The 16,268-nt window shown below is 60.1% G+C and carries 11 protein-coding genes; 5 read left to right on the top strand and 6 right to left on the bottom strand.

Translation table 11 applies throughout. The features are described from left to right. The coding region (locus KFS80_RS25055) for a hypothetical protein (RefSeq protein WP_212546266.1) at nucleotides 1-188 on the top strand (188 nt) is incomplete at its 5' end. A gap of 23 nt (nucleotides 189-211) precedes the next feature. On the opposite strand, the gene KFS80_RS25050 is transcribed toward KFS80_RS25055, so the two are convergent. From KFS80_RS25050 to KFS80_RS25025, 6 genes are read right to left on the bottom strand one after another with little or no spacing between them, the layout of a single operon-like run. Next, nucleotides 212-1,024: a YfaP family protein gene (locus KFS80_RS25050; protein WP_212546265.1), complete on the bottom strand. Its 813-nt coding sequence runs from the start codon at nucleotides 1,022-1,024 to the stop codon at nucleotides 212-214. Nucleotides 1,025-1,027: 3 nt separating this feature from the next. Further along, complete coding sequence (locus KFS80_RS25045) at nucleotides 1,028-2,647, bottom strand: DUF2300 domain-containing protein (protein WP_212546264.1); 1,620 nt, start codon at nucleotides 2,645-2,647, stop codon at nucleotides 1,028-1,030. A gap of 1 nt (nucleotide 2,648) precedes the next feature. Then, entirely contained in the window at nucleotides 2,649-7,223 is a 4,575-nt protein-coding gene (locus KFS80_RS25040; RefSeq protein WP_212546263.1) for an alpha-2-macroglobulin family protein, read from the bottom strand. Next, nucleotides 7,220-7,846 (bottom strand): DUF1175 domain-containing protein, encoded by a 627-nt coding sequence (locus KFS80_RS25035; protein ID WP_212546267.1) that lies wholly within the window; start codon nucleotides 7,844-7,846, stop codon nucleotides 7,220-7,222. Before KFS80_RS25035 ends, KFS80_RS25040 begins: the two co-directional genes overlap by 4 nt. Nucleotides 7,847-7,854: 8 nt before the next feature. Beyond that, nucleotides 7,855-9,567 (bottom strand): DUF2138 domain-containing protein, encoded by a 1,713-nt coding sequence (locus KFS80_RS25030; RefSeq protein WP_212546262.1) that lies wholly within the window; start codon nucleotides 9,565-9,567, stop codon nucleotides 7,855-7,857. A 40-nt stretch (nucleotides 9,568-9,607) separates the two neighbouring features. Beyond that, nucleotides 9,608-10,399: a YfaP family protein gene (locus tag KFS80_RS25025; protein WP_212546261.1), complete on the bottom strand. Its 792-nt coding sequence runs from the start codon at nucleotides 10,397-10,399 to the stop codon at nucleotides 9,608-9,610. A 597-nt stretch (nucleotides 10,400-10,996) separates the two neighbouring features. On the opposite strand from KFS80_RS25025, the gene KFS80_RS25020 reads away from it, so the two are divergent. The 4 genes from KFS80_RS25020 (at nucleotide 10,997) to KFS80_RS25005 (ending at nucleotide 16,161) form a co-directional block, all read left to right on the top strand. Then, the gene (locus KFS80_RS25020; RefSeq protein ID WP_212546260.1) at nucleotides 10,997-11,239 is read left to right on the top strand and encodes an exodeoxyribonuclease VII small subunit; all 243 of its coding nucleotides are present in this window, start codon (nucleotides 10,997-10,999) and stop codon (nucleotides 11,237-11,239) included. Beyond that, complete coding sequence (ispA, locus tag KFS80_RS25015) at nucleotides 11,236-12,123, top strand: (2E,6E)-farnesyl diphosphate synthase (RefSeq protein ID WP_212546259.1); 888 nt, start codon at nucleotides 11,236-11,238, stop codon at nucleotides 12,121-12,123. The genes KFS80_RS25020 and ispA overlap by 4 nt, the downstream gene beginning before the upstream one ends. A 91-nt stretch (nucleotides 12,124-12,214) precedes the next feature. Then, nucleotides 12,215-14,113, top strand: coding sequence for a 1-deoxy-D-xylulose-5-phosphate synthase (gene dxs / locus KFS80_RS25010; RefSeq protein WP_212546258.1), 1,899 nt, complete (start codon nucleotides 12,215-12,217; stop codon nucleotides 14,111-14,113). Nucleotides 14,114-14,277: 164 nt separating this feature from the next. Continuing rightward, complete coding sequence (locus KFS80_RS25005) at nucleotides 14,278-16,161, top strand: TonB-dependent receptor domain-containing protein (protein WP_212546257.1); 1,884 nt, start codon at nucleotides 14,278-14,280, stop codon at nucleotides 16,159-16,161. Nucleotides 16,162-16,268: the final 107 nt, after the last annotated feature.

The raw sequence follows: 16,268 nt of genomic DNA, 5'->3' as shown, positions 1-16,268 counted from the left end.
CACTTAACTCATTGAATCTCAAGGAGTTTTCCGTTTCGACTGCGCCGGAAGTGGGGCGAATTATAGACGTCTGGGATTTGCCGTCAACGTCTATTTTCATATTTCTGTCACATTGGTCAAAAAAGCCCGCAAACACGAAGGCCGACCCCAAGGGGTCGGCCTTCGTTGCCCTGCTCTTCTATATATAAGCTGCGATCGCTGTACCTGAGCCTCACGGATAGCTAAACGACTTAACCAGCGTCAACTCCCCCACCGCGCGCATCGGGATAAGGAACGTCTCCATCTTCTCGCTCGGTGTTCCCTCTTCGGTGATCACCGTTACCTGCGCCGTGGTTAACGGCTGTACCGCGTCATCCCCTCCCTCTTCATCTCCTCGATAGCCACCGCCGTAATAATTCACGTAAACCAGATACTGACCCTTGATCGGTGCCGGCATGGCGAAGATTTCCGGGCCGTAACCAGTGGTGACGTCGACATCCAGCGCTGCACCGTTTGGCGCGACGCGATTGCCGTACCAGATGTGCGCGCCATCGGGCGTGACGAGGTGCAGGTCGAGGTCGGTACCGTCGCTGTCCCATGCCAATAAAACGCGAAGCTTGGCCGGGGTCGCACCACCACTGGTATTGAGGAACTGCGTGCGGTGCCGTTGTTGTCCGTCGGGACTGCGCACCTCGACACTGTTGCTCCCATTGGGAAAAGAGAACGGTCGATCAAAGCGCCCGGACTCGTCAATTTTCAACGGCATGCTCACGCCGTTGACGATCAATCGACCCGGCTCATTGCCCTTCGGCGTGGCTTTGATCTCGCCACTGATGCGCGCGGTCTTGGCTTGGCCAACCGGCGTATTCACTGATGAGGCCGGATAGTTGACGGTCTGACGAAAACTTTCGCCCTCGCCTTCGGGTGCGCCGCTGCGCCAGCCACCGACCGGCGTGTCGAGTTTGACGCTGTCGGCAGCCATGGCCACGGGCAGCACATTAAAGGCACAGAGCAGCAGCAAGACCTGTGGATAACGGAGTGTCATGGTCTATTCCAGCAAAAGGTGACGGGCGAGCCCTTCGATGTAGGTTTCATCCTGGCCATTGGGGTGTGCTTCAAAGGCAAGGTGCAGATATTCGTGAGTCAGATCGAGGCGATCCTGCAAGGTCAGCACGCCGCGCACATAAATGCGCTGGCGTTCGCGGTCGACGTAAGGTCGTCCGAACGCGAGTTTGCACACGGCAAATGTGCTGACTTCGTTGTAGCCGGTTTCGCTGTCCAGTTTTGGCCGCCAGCCACGACGCTGTTTTTGCAGCCAGTCCTGTGCGCCGGGCAATGCTTGGCAAGAAGCAATCGGGTTATCCCAACGGCTGAGGCTGGCGCGCGGATAGGCGTGTAGCAAAATCGCGTCATATCGTTGCCCCGCATTCGCCTGCTCGACAGCCTGCTGCCAAGAGAGTTTGTCCGGGCCGGGCTGATCCGAGTGATAAGTGACCGTACTGCCGGCCAACACCAGATCGGCTGTCCACGCGGCAATGTTGCGCGATTCGACAGAGGCCGGACGCGGCGCAACTCGCTGCCGATTGCTGCTGTCATCAATGCTCAGGCAATCGCCATTGCGCGTCGCGTTCTGCAATAGATAGGTGCGAATGGCGACGGCAAGCGCTTTGGCAGCTTCAGCGGGTTCGGCTTTGGCTTCGCGCTCGAGGACTCGGGCGACGTATTCTTCGCGATCCACGCGGGCGACGAGTTTGTCGTTGAGCAGAAACAGTTCGCCGTCGCTGTGGATATCCAACGCGTTGCCGTTGGCGAACTCGACGCGGTAGTCACCCTTTAGTGAACCCGATGCCGCGATACGTTCGCCCGCTAAAACCCTCGAAACCGGATATTTCGAAAACAGGCCGACTTCAACACAGCGTCCCGCGTCCACCGGCCATACCACTGGCAACACGGTCGACAGCGCCTGCCCGAAATGACGCAAGACCATCTGACTGGTGCCGCGCCCGCCCGCCCAGATCGGCGAGCCGTCAGCCGTCCAACCGGCGAAACCACCCTGCCGTGACTGGGGATCCCGATCGCCGAGCCAGCTCCAGGTTTTCACCCGTAGACGTCCGCCCAGTTCACCGACGACATTGCCGTCCGCCGCATTAAGCAGCACATCGAGCAGCACCCGCCGCGCCTGATCCTGCGCCGGCAAAGTTGCCAACACCTTAAGTAACTCGACAACGGAAATACGTTGCGCCGGCTGCACCGATGGCAAATCCAGCAACCACGACGGCGCCTGCCGCGCCTGCCAATAAGCACGCCAATCCCCAGCCGCTATCCCCAACCGCGAAGGCTCGAAATACAACCCGCAAGATTTCACCAACGCCTGATCACGTTCGATCTTGCCGCCAACCGTGCAGCAATAAACCTCTTCCTTCGACTGCCCACGACATTCATATGCCGGTTCCTGCGCGCCGGTATCCACCAGCCACGCATAGACGAACAACTTCCACAGACTGCCCAGAGGCGTGTCCAGCGTCGGTGGCAACGGTTCGCGCGCAACCAACTGCGTGTGATTCAGCGACAACAACTCGCCTTTATAAGCCAGACGCAGCGGCTCATCCTGCGCCGTCGCCAGCGCAGGCATCACACACAACATCAGCCACAGCAGCGAGCGGATCATGTCAGTTGACCGTGACCTGACCGAGCGCGGCTTTCGCTTCCTGGGCCTGATGCTGCGGCGCGTAAATCTGGGTGAAGCGCACCGGCGGCAGATTGAACTGGCCTTTCTGCGAGAAGCGCACCAGATGACGCAGACGCAACTCGCCGCTCAGCGCATCCACCGGCACCGCATAAGCCAGTTGTCCCGGCTCGAAGCGCGCCTTCTCCAGTGCGGTCGGTTCGGTGCCTTCCTTGCCCTGCAACTTGATGCCCCACGTCGTACGCTCGACATCGGCACCCGGCGGCAACGGCACTTCGAGCATGCCGTAACGCAGCGGTTTCGGCGCTTTGCTGGTGAGGATCACTTCGTCCAGATAAAGGCTGTCGCTGGACAACGGCTTGCTGCCGACCGGCTCCAGTTTGAAGGTGAAGGCTTCGTCGCCCGGCACCAGTCGCGACAGACGACGAGTGATGGTCACAGCCATCGGATCGACTGCCGGCTGCTGAGTCTGGAAGCTCAGCGCCGCGCGCAATGGACGCTCCTGCGTACCGGAAACCGTCAACACGCTTGGCACCGGCGTCGCGCCCTGCCACGTCCAGTACATCTCACCGGATGCACCGTAGTTTTTCTTCCAGCCGTCACCCGGCGTCAGCGCGATGGTCGGCGAGGCTTGAGCGATACTGCGTTGCAGCCAGGTCAGCGCCAGCGCTCGCTCCAGGGTCGATTGCTGCGGCAACAGACGTTGCAACAAAGCCTGCGCGCGCGCCTGATCAAACGGTTGCAGCGACAAATGCAGCGCTTCGGCAAATGGCTGCGAACTGACCGACAGACGCTGTTGCGCAGCGCCCACCTGACGATTGAACGCTTCCGGCAAGGTCACTTTCGACTGCGCGGCCAACGCTGCGGTCAACACCCGCGCCGCCGCCAGACCGAGCGCCGAATCCGGATCGCTCATCACCAGACTGTCTTGACCATCGTCGAGCATGGTTTCGGCATTGCCTTCACCAGCCTTGGCCAGATCCTCCATCAATCCCGTCAGCAACGTATTCACCGGCAGATGCATCTGCTTGGCGAACGACAGAGTCAACGCGCGCTGCAGCAACGGCGTGTTCGGCGCTTGTTTAGCGTAAACCTCCAACACTCGCTGCCAGTGCTCCGGCGGCAAGGTCAGTTCCAGCACTTGGCTGGCGTTGAAGTCGGCGTAATAAGCGTAAGCGGTGAGGAACGCATCCGGCTCACCGTCGTAGCCCCACCAAGTGAAGCTCGCCGATGGCCCGGCCATTTGCACCAGACGCAGACGGCTGTTTTGCATGATCAGGCGCAAGCGATCGCGGATCTGCGGGTTCGACGCCAGCGATGGATAAGCGATGCTCAATGGCAGCAAGCGGCTGGCCGTTTGTTCGACGCCGCCGTACGGATAGCTGAGCAGATCATCGAGCGCCGAGCGGAACAGCGCTTGCGGACTGTCGTCCAGGCGCAGGCGAATATCGGTGGCATCCGCCGGCAGGCTCAGCGCGGTATCGCCGCTGGCGACGTCGAGACTTTGCGTCTGCGTCACTTGCCAGCCATCACCCGTCGCGCTGAGGCGTACAGCCAAGGCATCAGCAGTTTTACCGCCCTGCACCAGTTCCGCAGTCCATTCGCCGGAAGCCAATGAGAACCCTGGCAGCGGCAGATAATTGATGCCGTTGTTCAAAGTCACCGGCAAACGCTGTTCGGTGCCAGCGTAGTGAGTGACCAGTTCAGCCTTCACCGGTTTCTCGGCCTGACTGAACGCGAACACACCAAGCTGTGGCTGATCACCTTTGCGGAATTTGCTCGGGCCGCTCCACTTCAGGTACAGCGGTTTTTCCGAGCGCACGAACTGCTTCTTCTGCCCGACCTGACCGTCGTCGGCGATCGCTCGGGCAGTGATGCGCCAGCGGGTCAGCGAGTCTGGCATCTTGAAGGTAAAGCGGGTTTTGCCATCGGCACCGGTCAACAACTCCGGTTGCCATGCGGCGGTGTCAACGTCTTCGCGACGCGGCCGCTCCAGCACTTTCACCCCGCGCTCGCTGCGGTTGGCTTTGCCGGGTGCGCCGGGGCTGCCCGGCAACGCGACGTCGTAACTGATGAACGACAGGCTGGCGCTGGTGCGCACGTTGTTACGGCGCGGGTGGTAGAAGAACTGGTCGATGGTCGGCGCAACTTCCGGTTGCAGCGCGTAGACCATTTCGTCGACCACACTGACGGTCAGATGCGCCGGAACCGCTTTGCCGGCGAACTGCGTAGTCAGGTCAACCGTGACCGTGTCGCCCGGCAGATACACCGCTTTGTCGGTGCTGATCGCCACGTCGATTTGCGGCGCAACCACTTTGATTCCGGCGTTCTGGAAGCTGTACTGACCGCCCTTGGTGTAGAGCACCGAGAAGGTCAGGTTGGGCGCGAAGTTGTCCTTCACCGGGATGCGCGCGCGGTATTGGGTGTCGCTGAGTTTTTCCAGTTTCAGCCAGTCGCCGCCCTTGGCCAGCAGCGCAGTAGCTTCGACCTTGTCGCGTTCCAGCGACAGCAACGCATCGCTGACCGGTTCCGGGAACGTGATCAGTGCCAGCGCTTCATCGCCAGCCTTGTACTCGGGTTTGTCGAGGACGATTTCCACAGTGCCCGGCACCGCTTTCACACCATCGCCAGTGACCGAATGACCGGTGGCGCCAAGGACGCGACCGTATTGATCTTTCAAAGTCAGGTTGTAAGTGCCGGGACGATCAAACGCCAGACTGAAGCCTTTGTCCGTCGCCGCCAGTTTGCCTTCACCGGTGCTCTGGTCTTCCAGACGCACCCAGCCATACGTGCTCGGCGTCACCGCTTTGCTTTGCTCGCTGCCGCCTTCGTTGGCGTAGCTGAACGCAACCTTGTCGCCGACCGCACTGAAGCGTTGCGGCGCGCTCAAACGGAAGCTCGCCGCGCCACGGTCGATGAGGATTTCCTTGGTGGTCTTGACCCGATACGCCGCGCCATCGCTGGCAAACACGGTAAGCATGTAGCGGCTCGGTTTGTCGGCGGCGGGCAGGTCGAGGCTCGCGTTGCCTTTGCTGTCGGTGGTCAGTTCGGTGCTGGTCAGCTCCACCGGGAATTGCCCGAGGTATTGCAGCTCGTTGTCGACCATCGACAGTTGCTGGGCACGGAGGCTCAGGGTCAGCTTGGCGTTGGCCACCGGTTTTCCGTCCGGATACAGCAACACCAGGCTGCCTTTGACCGGCTCGCCGGTGCGGTAATCCTGTTTGGCCAGGTTCAGCGAAATCTCGAAGTGCGGCTTGATGTACTCCGCCACACGGAAGGCGCTGCTGTAGGCCTGATCCTTATAGTTGAACCGGATCTCGTAACCGCCCGCCACCGCGTTGTCCGGCAACTGGAAACGGCCCTGAGTACCGGCCTTCGAATCGAGTTTCAAATCGAGGTGCTGCAACTCGGTACCGGTAGCATCGAGCACGCTGACCGTGACATCCGCCGCACCCGGCAACACCGAATCCCGCGCATTCTTGAATTCGCGACCGACGATTTTCAGCGACACCCAATCCCCCGGGCGATACAGCGGCCGGTCGGTGAACGCATAGAGTTTGGTGTCGTAGATTTCGCTGTCGTAATAGAAGTTTTCCGAGACGAACACGCCGCCCTCTTCATCCTCGCCGATCACGAACGAACGCTCCGGACTGACGTGTTTCAGGCGCAGCAAACCATCGGTATCGGTGGCGCCGCTGCTCATCACGCCGAGGCCATCAGTCCACAGCACATTGACCTTCGGCACCGAACTGCCTTCGTGTTTGCGCGCAGCCCAGACCAGCAATTCATCGCCGGCAATTTTGCTCACCGCGACGGTGTTGGAGACAAAAACCATGGTGGTCGCGCGGTACTTGCCGATCAGCGCTTCGACCAGATACAGACCCGGTTTCAGGTTACCCAACGGGATATAAACGTTGCCCGGTGCGACGCTGACAAAATCGCTCGAAGAACCGGCCAGATTGACCCCGGCTGGCGGCTGGATCGGCTTGGCCTGCCACAACGGATAGCGAAACTGGCTGACCACCGGCAGACCCGGAATCAACGCAAATTGCGGCTGCGCGTCGTACGGCGTCGGTGCTGCGATGGCGTTGCCCATCTTCAGTTCCGGCACTTCCTCGGTAACTTGTTTGCGCGATTCATAGGAGAACGCGCGCTGCATCACCCGCCGGGATTTGCGGTACCAGTTGTCCCACAGGTACGCGAGGGTGTTGGACAGGCCTTCGCCTTTGAATTGACCATCACTGACCACACGGTGCAGGTTCTTCTGGCGCTTGAGGAAATCCAGCGGCTTGTCGATGCGATACACACGAATGTCGGCGCCGCCATACGGTTCCATGCGGAAGCGACGGTAATCACGGCCCGGCGCTTCGAGGCGCACCATCGCCTGCTCGTCCGCCGCGAAACTACTGTCGGCGAGCAGGAAGAAGCTTTCACCGGAGACCGGCGTGTAGCCGCTCGGCTCGACCGAATCTTCAGCGCTGACGGTGGCCATTGGCAGCAACAGCGCCAGCAGCAAAGGAATTCGGGAGCAGATTCGCAACATGCGGGCACCGGTCATTGGGAGAGAAAGTTCAGTCGATAGACGCCGATGAAGTTGGGGTTGGCTGCGTCGGGTATCCATCGGGTGTCCTTCCATGTCATGAGTTGCTGCAGGCTTGCCGAACGCATGCCGTTGTCAGTCGGGGTGGTGGTGCCGGTGTGATAGGCGATGTAGCGGCCCATCCAGATCATCAGGTGCTGGTCGTCGCCCTGATCGAAAAACATCAAATCACCGGGCCGCGCCTGCGACACGTCGCGGCTGACCAGATGGCTGTTGAACTGAATCAGTTTGATCGCGTTGACATACGGCCCGACCTTGCCGCCGCCCTGCTGCCATTGCTGGGCGAGCTTGCGCTGGTCATCGGTCAGCGACAGCTCCGGCGGCAGATAACGATTGGACAGGCCATTGCTGCGCAGCCATTTGTCGTCGTGGACTTTCAGCGCTTCGTTGGCGGCAAAACGTACCAGCCCGGCGCAATCCTGTTGATACCAGCGCGGGCTCGGGCCTTGGCTCAGTTGCTCCTGAGCGATGCGCACGAACCAGGCGCGAAACACCTGGGACTGTGCCGGATCAAGCGCCGGCGCTTCGACGGCTCGGGCTCCCGCACTGAGTAACAGTGCGAGCAAGCCGAGACTGCGCATCAGTGCCGTCACAGTGCTTTCCACTCCAGCGGCAGCCATTGCCAGTGGCCGTCAGGCTCGCTGCCTTCCGGCAAGGTCAACGCGTATTTGCCGTAACCGCCGAGGGTGCGCAGTTTCGGGATCAGGTAGGTTTGCGCGGCGTTGTAAAACACCGGTTCCATGTCCTGCGGCAGGCTGTCGAGGGTTTCCTGCTGCATCAGTTGCGCCATCGAATCCGGGCCGAAGTAGATCGGCATCAGCACATCTTTGGGCAGTACGTCGGCCATCGGCGGGAAGCGTTTGTCGAGGGTGCCGAGGGCCTTGTCGACGAGTTTGTCATCGAGGGAGAACAGCAGCGTCGAACCGTGGCGCGCGAGACTGACTTTCATGAAAGCCTTGCCGGAAATAGCCTCCGGGTTCTCGGCATCTTTGGCTGCGTAAGGGCCGAAGTTGGAGCTGACCTGACGCTGCCAGACGTGGTTCTGGCCTTCCTGTTTCTCGACCACCGGGAATACGTTTTCTTCAACATTGGACTCAAACGCGCCGACCATCGAGCCGAACAATTTGCCGAGGTCGCCGTCGAGTTTGCCACTGTCTTCATCTTTCAGACTGGCGACCAACAGCGGCGTGTACAAACGCGAATCGGCATACCAGCAAAGGCCTGCTGCACCCGCGACGTGTTCGGTGATGGTTTGCGCCACGGCTTCTTCGGCACCGAGTTTTACCAGCAGCGGTTTTTGCGGTTCGGCCGCGACCGGCAAGGTCACGCAGGCACTGGCGCCGAGCGGCATCGCCTGCCAGACCGGTTTGAAATCGAAGTCCGGCTGGTTTTCCAGTTCGTCCATCGCGAGGTAGCTGTGCCAGCCCTTGTCGTCCATGTCGAAACGCAGCCCGGCGAAGTTCGGGATGAAACGCTGATAACCCATGGCGAGGACGCTGGAATTGACCGACAGACGCTGTTTGGTTTCCGGGGTTTTCGCTGGCAGACCGAAGGCTTCGGGGAACAGTTTTTCACCGTTGAGCAGCGCCGCGAATGCCTGCGGTGAGACGTGACCCGACTCTTCGGAGGCGCCGCTTTCCGGGTCGTAGTACTTGGCCGGGTTGGACAGCACCACCAGTTTGTCGCCGCGAGAGGCGAACAACAGGGCTTTACTCGCGTTGTAAGTCAGTTGATAGAGCGGCACGGTGTCGCCACCGACCTTGATTTCGGCAATCTGGCTGAGTTGCGTGTCATCCAGTGCGACCTTCGCCAGCGGCTCGAGCAATTTGGCCAGACCGCCGCGATCCATCACCAACAGGAAATCCTTCAGGCGACCATCCGCCCCGCGCCACAGCGCCACGTCGGCCGGTTGATCGAAAAGCGCTTCGATCAGGCTGTCCTGCAACTTCAGATCATGCTCGTAAATGATCCGGCGCAGGCTACCGATCAGGCCGAGACGATCGGCGTGGGTTTCGTAATAGAAGACGAAATCTTCGGTGAGCGTGGCTTTGAGGAACGGCACCGTCAGCAAGTCTTTGGGCAACTGGCTCAGGGAATGTGTTTCGAGCAGCGCGTCCGGGCGACTCAGGCCGAGCTTGTCACTGGCCAATTCCGCTGGCGGCGCCTTGGGTTTGAGCAACAGCCAGCCAAAACCACCCGCCACGCCAGCCACCAGGCACAACCCGGCCAGCAGCAATGGCCAGCGCCGCGAAGGTTTCGCCGTTGGCGTGTCGACAGCCGAAGTCACAGTGTTTTCGCTCATCTTTTCAAAGCCCGATTTCATCCGTGCAGCGGGATGCTTATTAATAGTTGAAAGTCTTTACCAGCAGCAGATCACCGATCGCCCGCAGGGGCACGATGAACGTTTCGCGTTTTTCGTCGACGGTGTTTTCGTTGAGCACCAGCGTGATTTGCGAGGTGATCACCTCGTTCTGATTGCTGGTCTCCTCGAAGTTATAGCCGCCGTTGCCGAAGTTGCCCCAATAGTTGACGTAAACCAGATAGGTGCCATGCAGCGGCGCGGTCATGGTGAACATTTCCGGGCCGGGGCCATCGACGCCATCCGGGTCGAGCCCGCCGCCATTGCTCAGCGCCGGCTGCGCCCAAAACGCATGCTGACCGTCGGGCGTGACAATGTGCAGATCGAGCTCGGCTTTCGGATCGTCCCATCCCAAGACAAGACGAATTCGCGCCGGCGTGCGCAAATTGTTTGCTTCATAAAATTGCACGCGCTTGAGCGACTGGCCCTCGGAGCTCATCACCTCGACGCTGTTGGAGCCGGCACCGAACGCATACGGCCGGGCGAAACGACCCTGGTCGTCGGTGTACAGATTCAGTGGATTGCCATTTACCGCAAGGCTGTGTGGCGGGCGCTGATGCCCGATAGCTTTGAGCTGACCCTGGATCATCGTGCGATTGCGCTGGATGCCGCGATCGATCGGCGGCGTCGGGTAGGCGACTTGCGGGTTTTCCGTACGATCGAGCAAGCCGTGATATCGCCAGCCACCGACCGGTTCAGACAGTTCGGCAGTCGGCGCGGCCCACAGCACTGGCGCGCAGGCCAGACCGATCAACAGCAAAAGAAGTGAACGCATGTAATGCCTCCTGCCATGCCTGAACGAAACCTTGCACCCGATCCTCGGTACTTCACAGCGGTGAAACTGCGTTTCGTCTGAAAGACCCGTGACTGTCGGGTCGTAGAAGGCGCGAAGATTAGCCATTTGGTGGTTTTTTAACAATCGGATACAGGTGCGATGGCTGTAGGAAACTGGCCTTAAGAAGGTTGTGAGCCGATTAGGAAAGTTATTCGGCTCACAAAATGAGCCGAATAAGCCTCTGCATTCCAAAATCACCGCTGCCCTGTGGCGAGGGGATTTATCCCCGCTGGGCTGCGCAGCAGCCCCAAAAGCTACGAGCACCTATTTTCAGGTCTACCGAGTCAGCATTGATTACGACTGCTGCGCAGCCGAACGGGGATAAATCCCCTCGCCACATTGGATCTTTGTTCTCACAAGGGATCTTTGTATTAAGATCAGATCTTTGTTCTGCACAAGGGATCTTTTCATTCAGAGGGGATCTTTATCCTGCACAAAGGATCATTTGTTCTGGTGCGCATCACCCTTGCTCATTTGCCCACAACCCCCCTATCTGCTAGTGTCGCGCCGGTTTAACGTCAACCGGAAATCGCCGCCATGGCCCGCAAAAAAGCTTCACTGGATTTCGAACAGTCCCTCGCCGACCTGCAAACATTGGTCGAGCGTCTGGAGAACGGTGAATTGTCGCTGGAAGACTCGCTGACCGCTTTCGAGCAGGGCATCGGTCTGACCCGTGATTGCCAGGCAGCGCTGGCGCAAGCCGAGCAGAAGGTGCAAGTGCTGCTGGAGCGTGATGGCGAACTCGCCGAGGAACCCTTCGACGCGGAACAGCCAGAATGATTGCAGCGTACACGGCGACCAGTCAGAACCGCGTCAATGCGGCTCTGGAGACCCTGTTCAATGCGCCGCTGCCAGAGCTCGCACGCCTCTATGAAGCCATGCGCTACAGCGTGATGAACGGCGGCAAACGCGTACGTCCGCTGCTGGCTTACGCTGCCTGCGAAGCGTTGGGCGGCAAGGCTGAGCAAGCCAACGGCGCGGCTTGCGCGGTTGAGTTGATCCACGCTTATTCGCTGGTTCACGACGATTTGCCGGCGATGGACGATGACGATCTGCGTCGCGGCCAGCCGACCACCCACAAAAAATTCGATGAAGCTTGCGCGATTCTTGCCGGTGATGGCTTGCAGAGTCTGGCCTTCAGCGCCCTGCTCGATCCGCGCCTGAGCGATTGCAGCAGCGATATCCGTCTGCAAATGGTCACCGCGCTGGCGCAGGCTGCCGGCCCGGCGGGCATGGTTGGCGGCCAGGCCATCGACCTCGGCTCGGTCGGCCTCAAGCTCGATCAAAAAGCCCTCGAGCAGATGCACCGGCACAAGACCGGCGCGCTGATCGAAGTCAGCGTCAAACTCGGCGCTCTGGCCAGCGGCCGTGCCGAGAAAGACGAACTGCGTGCCCTGCAGGCTTATGCACAGGCCATCGGCCTGGCGTTTCAGGTGCAGGACGACATTCTCGACGTCGAAAGCGATACCGAAACCCTCGGCAAACGCCAGGGCGCTGACATCGCTCGTGACAAACCAACCTACCCGGCATTGCTCGGCCTCGACGCCGCCAAGGCCTACGCCCTGGAACTGCGCGATCAGGCTCTGCATGCGCTGCGACCGTTTGACGCGGCGGCTGAGCCTTTGCGTGAGCTGGCCCGGTATATCGTTGAGCGGCGCAACTAAGCGCCGAGCAGCCAAAAAATACCAACGCGTGGGCAGGGGGCGATGCATCAGGTAAACTGCCGCATCTTTTATACCTATAACGATTCGCCTGATGCCCACGACGTTTCATGAGATTCCCCGCAAGCGCCCGACCACGCCCCTGCTCGACCGCGCGAATACGCCGGACGGCCTGCGCCGGTTAGGCGAAGCCGAGCTGGAAACCCTGGCCGATGAGTTGCGCCTGGAATTGCTCTACACGGTCGGTCAGACCGGTGGGCATTTCGGCGCAGGCCTGGGCGTGATCGAGCTGACCATCGCGCTGCATTACGTCTTCGACACGCCGGACGACCGGTTGCTATGGGACGTCGGTCATCAGGCTTATCCGCACAAGATCCTCACCGGTCGTCGCGAGCGCATGGGCACGCTGCGTCAGAAGGACGGCATCGCGGCGTTCCCGCGCCGCGCCGAGAGCGAGTACGACACCTTTGGCGTCGGCCACTCCAGCACCTCGATCAGCGCAGCGCTGGGCATGGCGATTGCCGCCCGCCTGCAAAACAGTGATCGCAAAGCGATCGCGGTGATCGGCGACGGCGCGTTGACTGCTGGCATGGCTTTCGAGGCGCTGAACCACGCGCCGGAAGTGAACGCCAACATGCTGGTGATCCTCAACGACAACGACATGTCGATCTCGCGCAACGTTGGCGGTCTGTCCAATTATCTGGCGAAGATCCTGTCCAGCCGCACTTACGCGAGCATGCGTGAAGGCAGCAAGAAAGTCCTGTCGCGCCTGCCCGGCGCCTGGGAAATCGCCCGTCGTACCGAAGAATACGCCAAAGGCATGCTGGTTCCCGGCACCCTGTTCGAAGAGCTGGGCTGGAACTACATCGGCCCGATTGACGGCCACGACCTGCCAACGCTGATCGCCACGCTGCGCAACATGCGTGATCTGAAAGGCCCGCAGTTTCTGCACATCGTCACCAAGAAAGGCAAAGGCTTCGCCCCGGCGGAAGTCGACCCGATCGGTTACCACGCCATCACCAAACTGGAACCACTGGACGCCCCGGCCGCTGCGCCGAAGAAAGCTGGCGGGCCAAAGTATTCGGCAGTGTTCGGCGAGTGGCTGTGCGACATGGCGGCGGCGGATCCACGCTTGGTCGGGATCACCCCGGCGATGAAGGAAGGTTCGGATCTGGTGGCGTTCAGCGAACGCTTCCCGCTGCGCTACTTCGACGTGGCAATTGCCGAGCAACACGCGGTGACGTTCGCCGCCGGCATGGCCTGCGAAGGCGCGAAACCGGTGGTGGCGATTTACTCGACGTTCCTGCAGCGTGGTTACGATCAACTGGTGCATGACGTTGCGGTGCAAAACCTCGACGTGCTGTTCGCCATTGACCGTGCCGGTCTGGTCGGCGAAGACGGCCCGACCCACGCTGGCAGCTTCGACCTGTCGTACCTGCGCTGCATCCCGGGCATGGTCATCATGACCCCGAGCGATGAAAACGAACTGCGCAAAATGCTCACCACCGGTCACCTCTACAACGGCCCGGCGGCGGTGCGCTACCCGCGCGGCAATGGCCCAAATGCAACCATCGAAAAAGATCTCGAACCGGTGGAAATCGGCAAGGGCATCGTCCGCCGTCAGGGCAACAAAGTCGCCCTATTGGTGTTCGGCGTACAACTGACCGAAGCGCTGAAAGTCGCCGAGAAGCTGGATGCCACCGTGGTCGACATGCGTTTCGTCAAACCGCTGGATGAAGAACTGGTGCGCGAGATTGCCGGCAGCCACGAGTTACTGGTGACCATCGAAGAGAACGCGATCATGGGCGGCGCCGGTGGCGCGGTCAGCGAGTTCCTGGCGCGGGAGAACATCCTCAAGTCGATGCTGCATCTGGGCTTGCCGGATATCTACGTCGAACACGCCAAGCCTGCGCAAATGCTGGCGGAGTGTGGGCTGGATGAGGCCGGGATCGAAACGTCGATTCGTCAGCGTCTGGAATTGCTCAACCGCTAAGTCGCTCAACACACAATCCCTGTGGGAGCGGGCTTGCCCGCGAAGAGGTCGGCACATCCAACATCAATGTTGAATGTGCTGACGCCTTCGCGGGCAAGCCCGCTCCCACAGTGTTTTGTGGAAACCAAATATTTGTGTACACCTGAAATTCCCGATGGATTGCCATGAAACTCTCGCGCCTCGCCCTGCCCTTCTTCCTGCTGCCGTCTGCCAATGTCCTCGCCGATAACTTCGAGCGTGATCAGGCGTTGAAGCTGCCGGACACGTTGATCTCCGCCAACCGCCAGGTCGAAGCCCGCAACGACAGCAGCGCCGCCAACACCGTGTTCACCCGTGAAGACATCGACCGCCTGCAACCGAGCGACGTGCCGGACTTGCTGCGTCGCGTGCCGGGTGTGCAAGTGGCGCAGACTGGCGGGCGCGGCAGTCTGCCGGGAATCTATATTCGCGGCACGCAATCGGCGCAGAGTCTGGTGTTGGTCGATGGTCAGCGCATCGGCAACTCGACTTCGGGCGACAGCAATCTGCAGCATCTGAACATCGAGCAGATCGAGCGTGTGGAAGTGCTGCGCGGCTCGCGTTCGGTGATTTACGGCAGTGATGCGATTGGCGGGGTGATTCAGATTTTCACCCGACGCGGTACTGAGCAGGGTTTGCAGCCACGCATGCACGTTGGTTTCGGCAGCAACCAGACGTGGGAACGCAGCCTCGGCTTGTCCGGCGGCGATGACAAAACCCGCTTCAATCTCGGCGCCAGCCTTGATGAAACGGCCGGGATTGATCGCACGCACGAGTCGTATCCAAGCGATGGCGATCACGATACCTACCGCAATAAGTCCGTTAGTTTGAGCCTTAGCCATGCGCTGACCGATGACATCGAAATCGGCGCCAATCTGCTGGATAACCGTGGCAAGAGCGAGTTCGACAACCCGTTCGGCCGCTTCGACATGAACACCTTCGAGTCGGTGCAGCAGCAGCCTTACAGCGATTTCAACGTCAGCAGTATCAGCAGCTACTTCGACGCACGGTTCAACGACCTCTGGAAAACCCGCGTCGAGTTTGGCCATACCGAGAACCGCGAGAAGACCCTGGATAAACTCAGCGACGAGCGCACGGTGTTCAACACCTATCGCGATTCGCTGAACTGGCAGAACGACCTGACCTTGAATGCGCGTAACAGCCTGATCCTCGGCGGCGACTGGTACGAAGATCGCGTCAACAGCAGCACCGCGTTCGACGAGGACAGCCGCTGGAACCGCGCGGCGTTTATCCAGCATCGTTATCAGGCCGACAGCTTTTCCACCGAACTCGGTCTGCGCCACGATGACAATCAGCAATTCGGCAGCCAGAATACCTGGAGCGGCACGTTCACCCTGCCGCTGAATCCGGATAACGATCTGTTGCTGAGTTATAGCGAAGGCTTCCGCGCACCGACGTTCAACGACCTGTACTACCCGGACTTCAGCAATCCTGATCTGAAACCAGAAACGTCGAAGAGCTATGAGCTGCAATGGCGCAGCCAGTTGAGCGACAGCAGCCGTCTGGAAGCGTCGATTTACCGCACAGATCTGCAAGACGCGATTATCTTCGGCAGCAACTCACGTCCAGAGAACGTCGCTTCGGCGCGAATCAACGGTTTTGAAGCGGCGCTGAAACAGGAATTGTTCGACTGGCAGAGCAACCTGGGCGTGTCGATCATTGATCCGCGCGATCGCGATTCCGGGCATACCCTGGCGCGTCGTGCGCGGCGGACGTTGAGCTGGGATCTGGATCGGCAGTTTGATCGGATCAGTGTCGGTGCGAGCTGGCAGGCGGTAAGCAGCAGTTATGACGATCGCGACAACAATCAATCGCTGGGTGGCTACGCATTGTTCGGCTTGCGCAGCAGTTGGGCGCTGAACCGCGAGATCAAGCTGGATCTGAAGGTCGATAACGTTTTCGACAAGGGTTACAGCCGCGCGAATTACAGCTATGACGGCGGTCAGTATGGTTATCGCGAGGAAGGTCGGATGTGGATGTTTGGTGTCACCTGGACACCTCAACTCTGATCTGAAATCTGCAGTGATTTGACTGACCCCTTCGCGAGCAAGCCCGCTCCCACATTTGGAATGCAATCCCCTGTGGGAGCGGGCTTGCTCGCGAAAGAAGTCACCTC

This window comes from Pseudomonas rustica, from assembly GCF_018336155.1.
GTDB classification, from domain to species: domain Bacteria; phylum Pseudomonadota; class Gammaproteobacteria; order Pseudomonadales; family Pseudomonadaceae; genus Aquipseudomonas; species Aquipseudomonas rustica.
This window is presented reverse-complemented; position numbering and strand designations above follow the sequence as displayed.

Excerpts from the sequence above, each read along its gene's own strand:
- KFS80_RS25020 (WP_212546260.1), top strand. The coding sequence starts at position 10,997 with ATGGCCCGCAAAAAAGCTTCACTGGATTTCGAACAGTCCCTCGCCGAC.
- KFS80_RS25035 (WP_212546267.1), bottom strand. The coding sequence starts at position 7,846 with ATGCGCAGTCTCGGCTTGCTCGCACTGTTACTCAGTGCGGGAGCCCGA.
- KFS80_RS25050 (WP_212546265.1), bottom strand. The coding sequence starts at position 1,024 with ATGACACTCCGTTATCCACAGGTCTTGCTGCTGCTCTGTGCCTTTAAT.
- KFS80_RS25045 (WP_212546264.1), bottom strand. The coding sequence starts at position 2,647 with ATGATCCGCTCGCTGCTGTGGCTGATGTTGTGTGTGATGCCTGCGCTG.
- dxs (WP_212546258.1), top strand. The coding sequence starts at position 12,215 with ATGCCCACGACGTTTCATGAGATTCCCCGCAAGCGCCCGACCACGCCC.
- KFS80_RS25005 (WP_212546257.1), top strand. The coding sequence starts at position 14,278 with ATGAAACTCTCGCGCCTCGCCCTGCCCTTCTTCCTGCTGCCGTCTGCC.
- ispA (WP_212546259.1), top strand. The coding sequence starts at position 11,236 with ATGATTGCAGCGTACACGGCGACCAGTCAGAACCGCGTCAATGCGGCT.
- KFS80_RS25025 (WP_212546261.1), bottom strand. The coding sequence starts at position 10,399 with ATGCGTTCACTTCTTTTGCTGTTGATCGGTCTGGCCTGCGCGCCAGTG.
- KFS80_RS25030 (WP_212546262.1), bottom strand. The coding sequence starts at position 9,567 with ATGAGCGAAAACACTGTGACTTCGGCTGTCGACACGCCAACGGCGAAA.
- KFS80_RS25040 (WP_212546263.1), bottom strand. The coding sequence starts at position 7,223 with ATGACCGGTGCCCGCATGTTGCGAATCTGCTCCCGAATTCCTTTGCTG.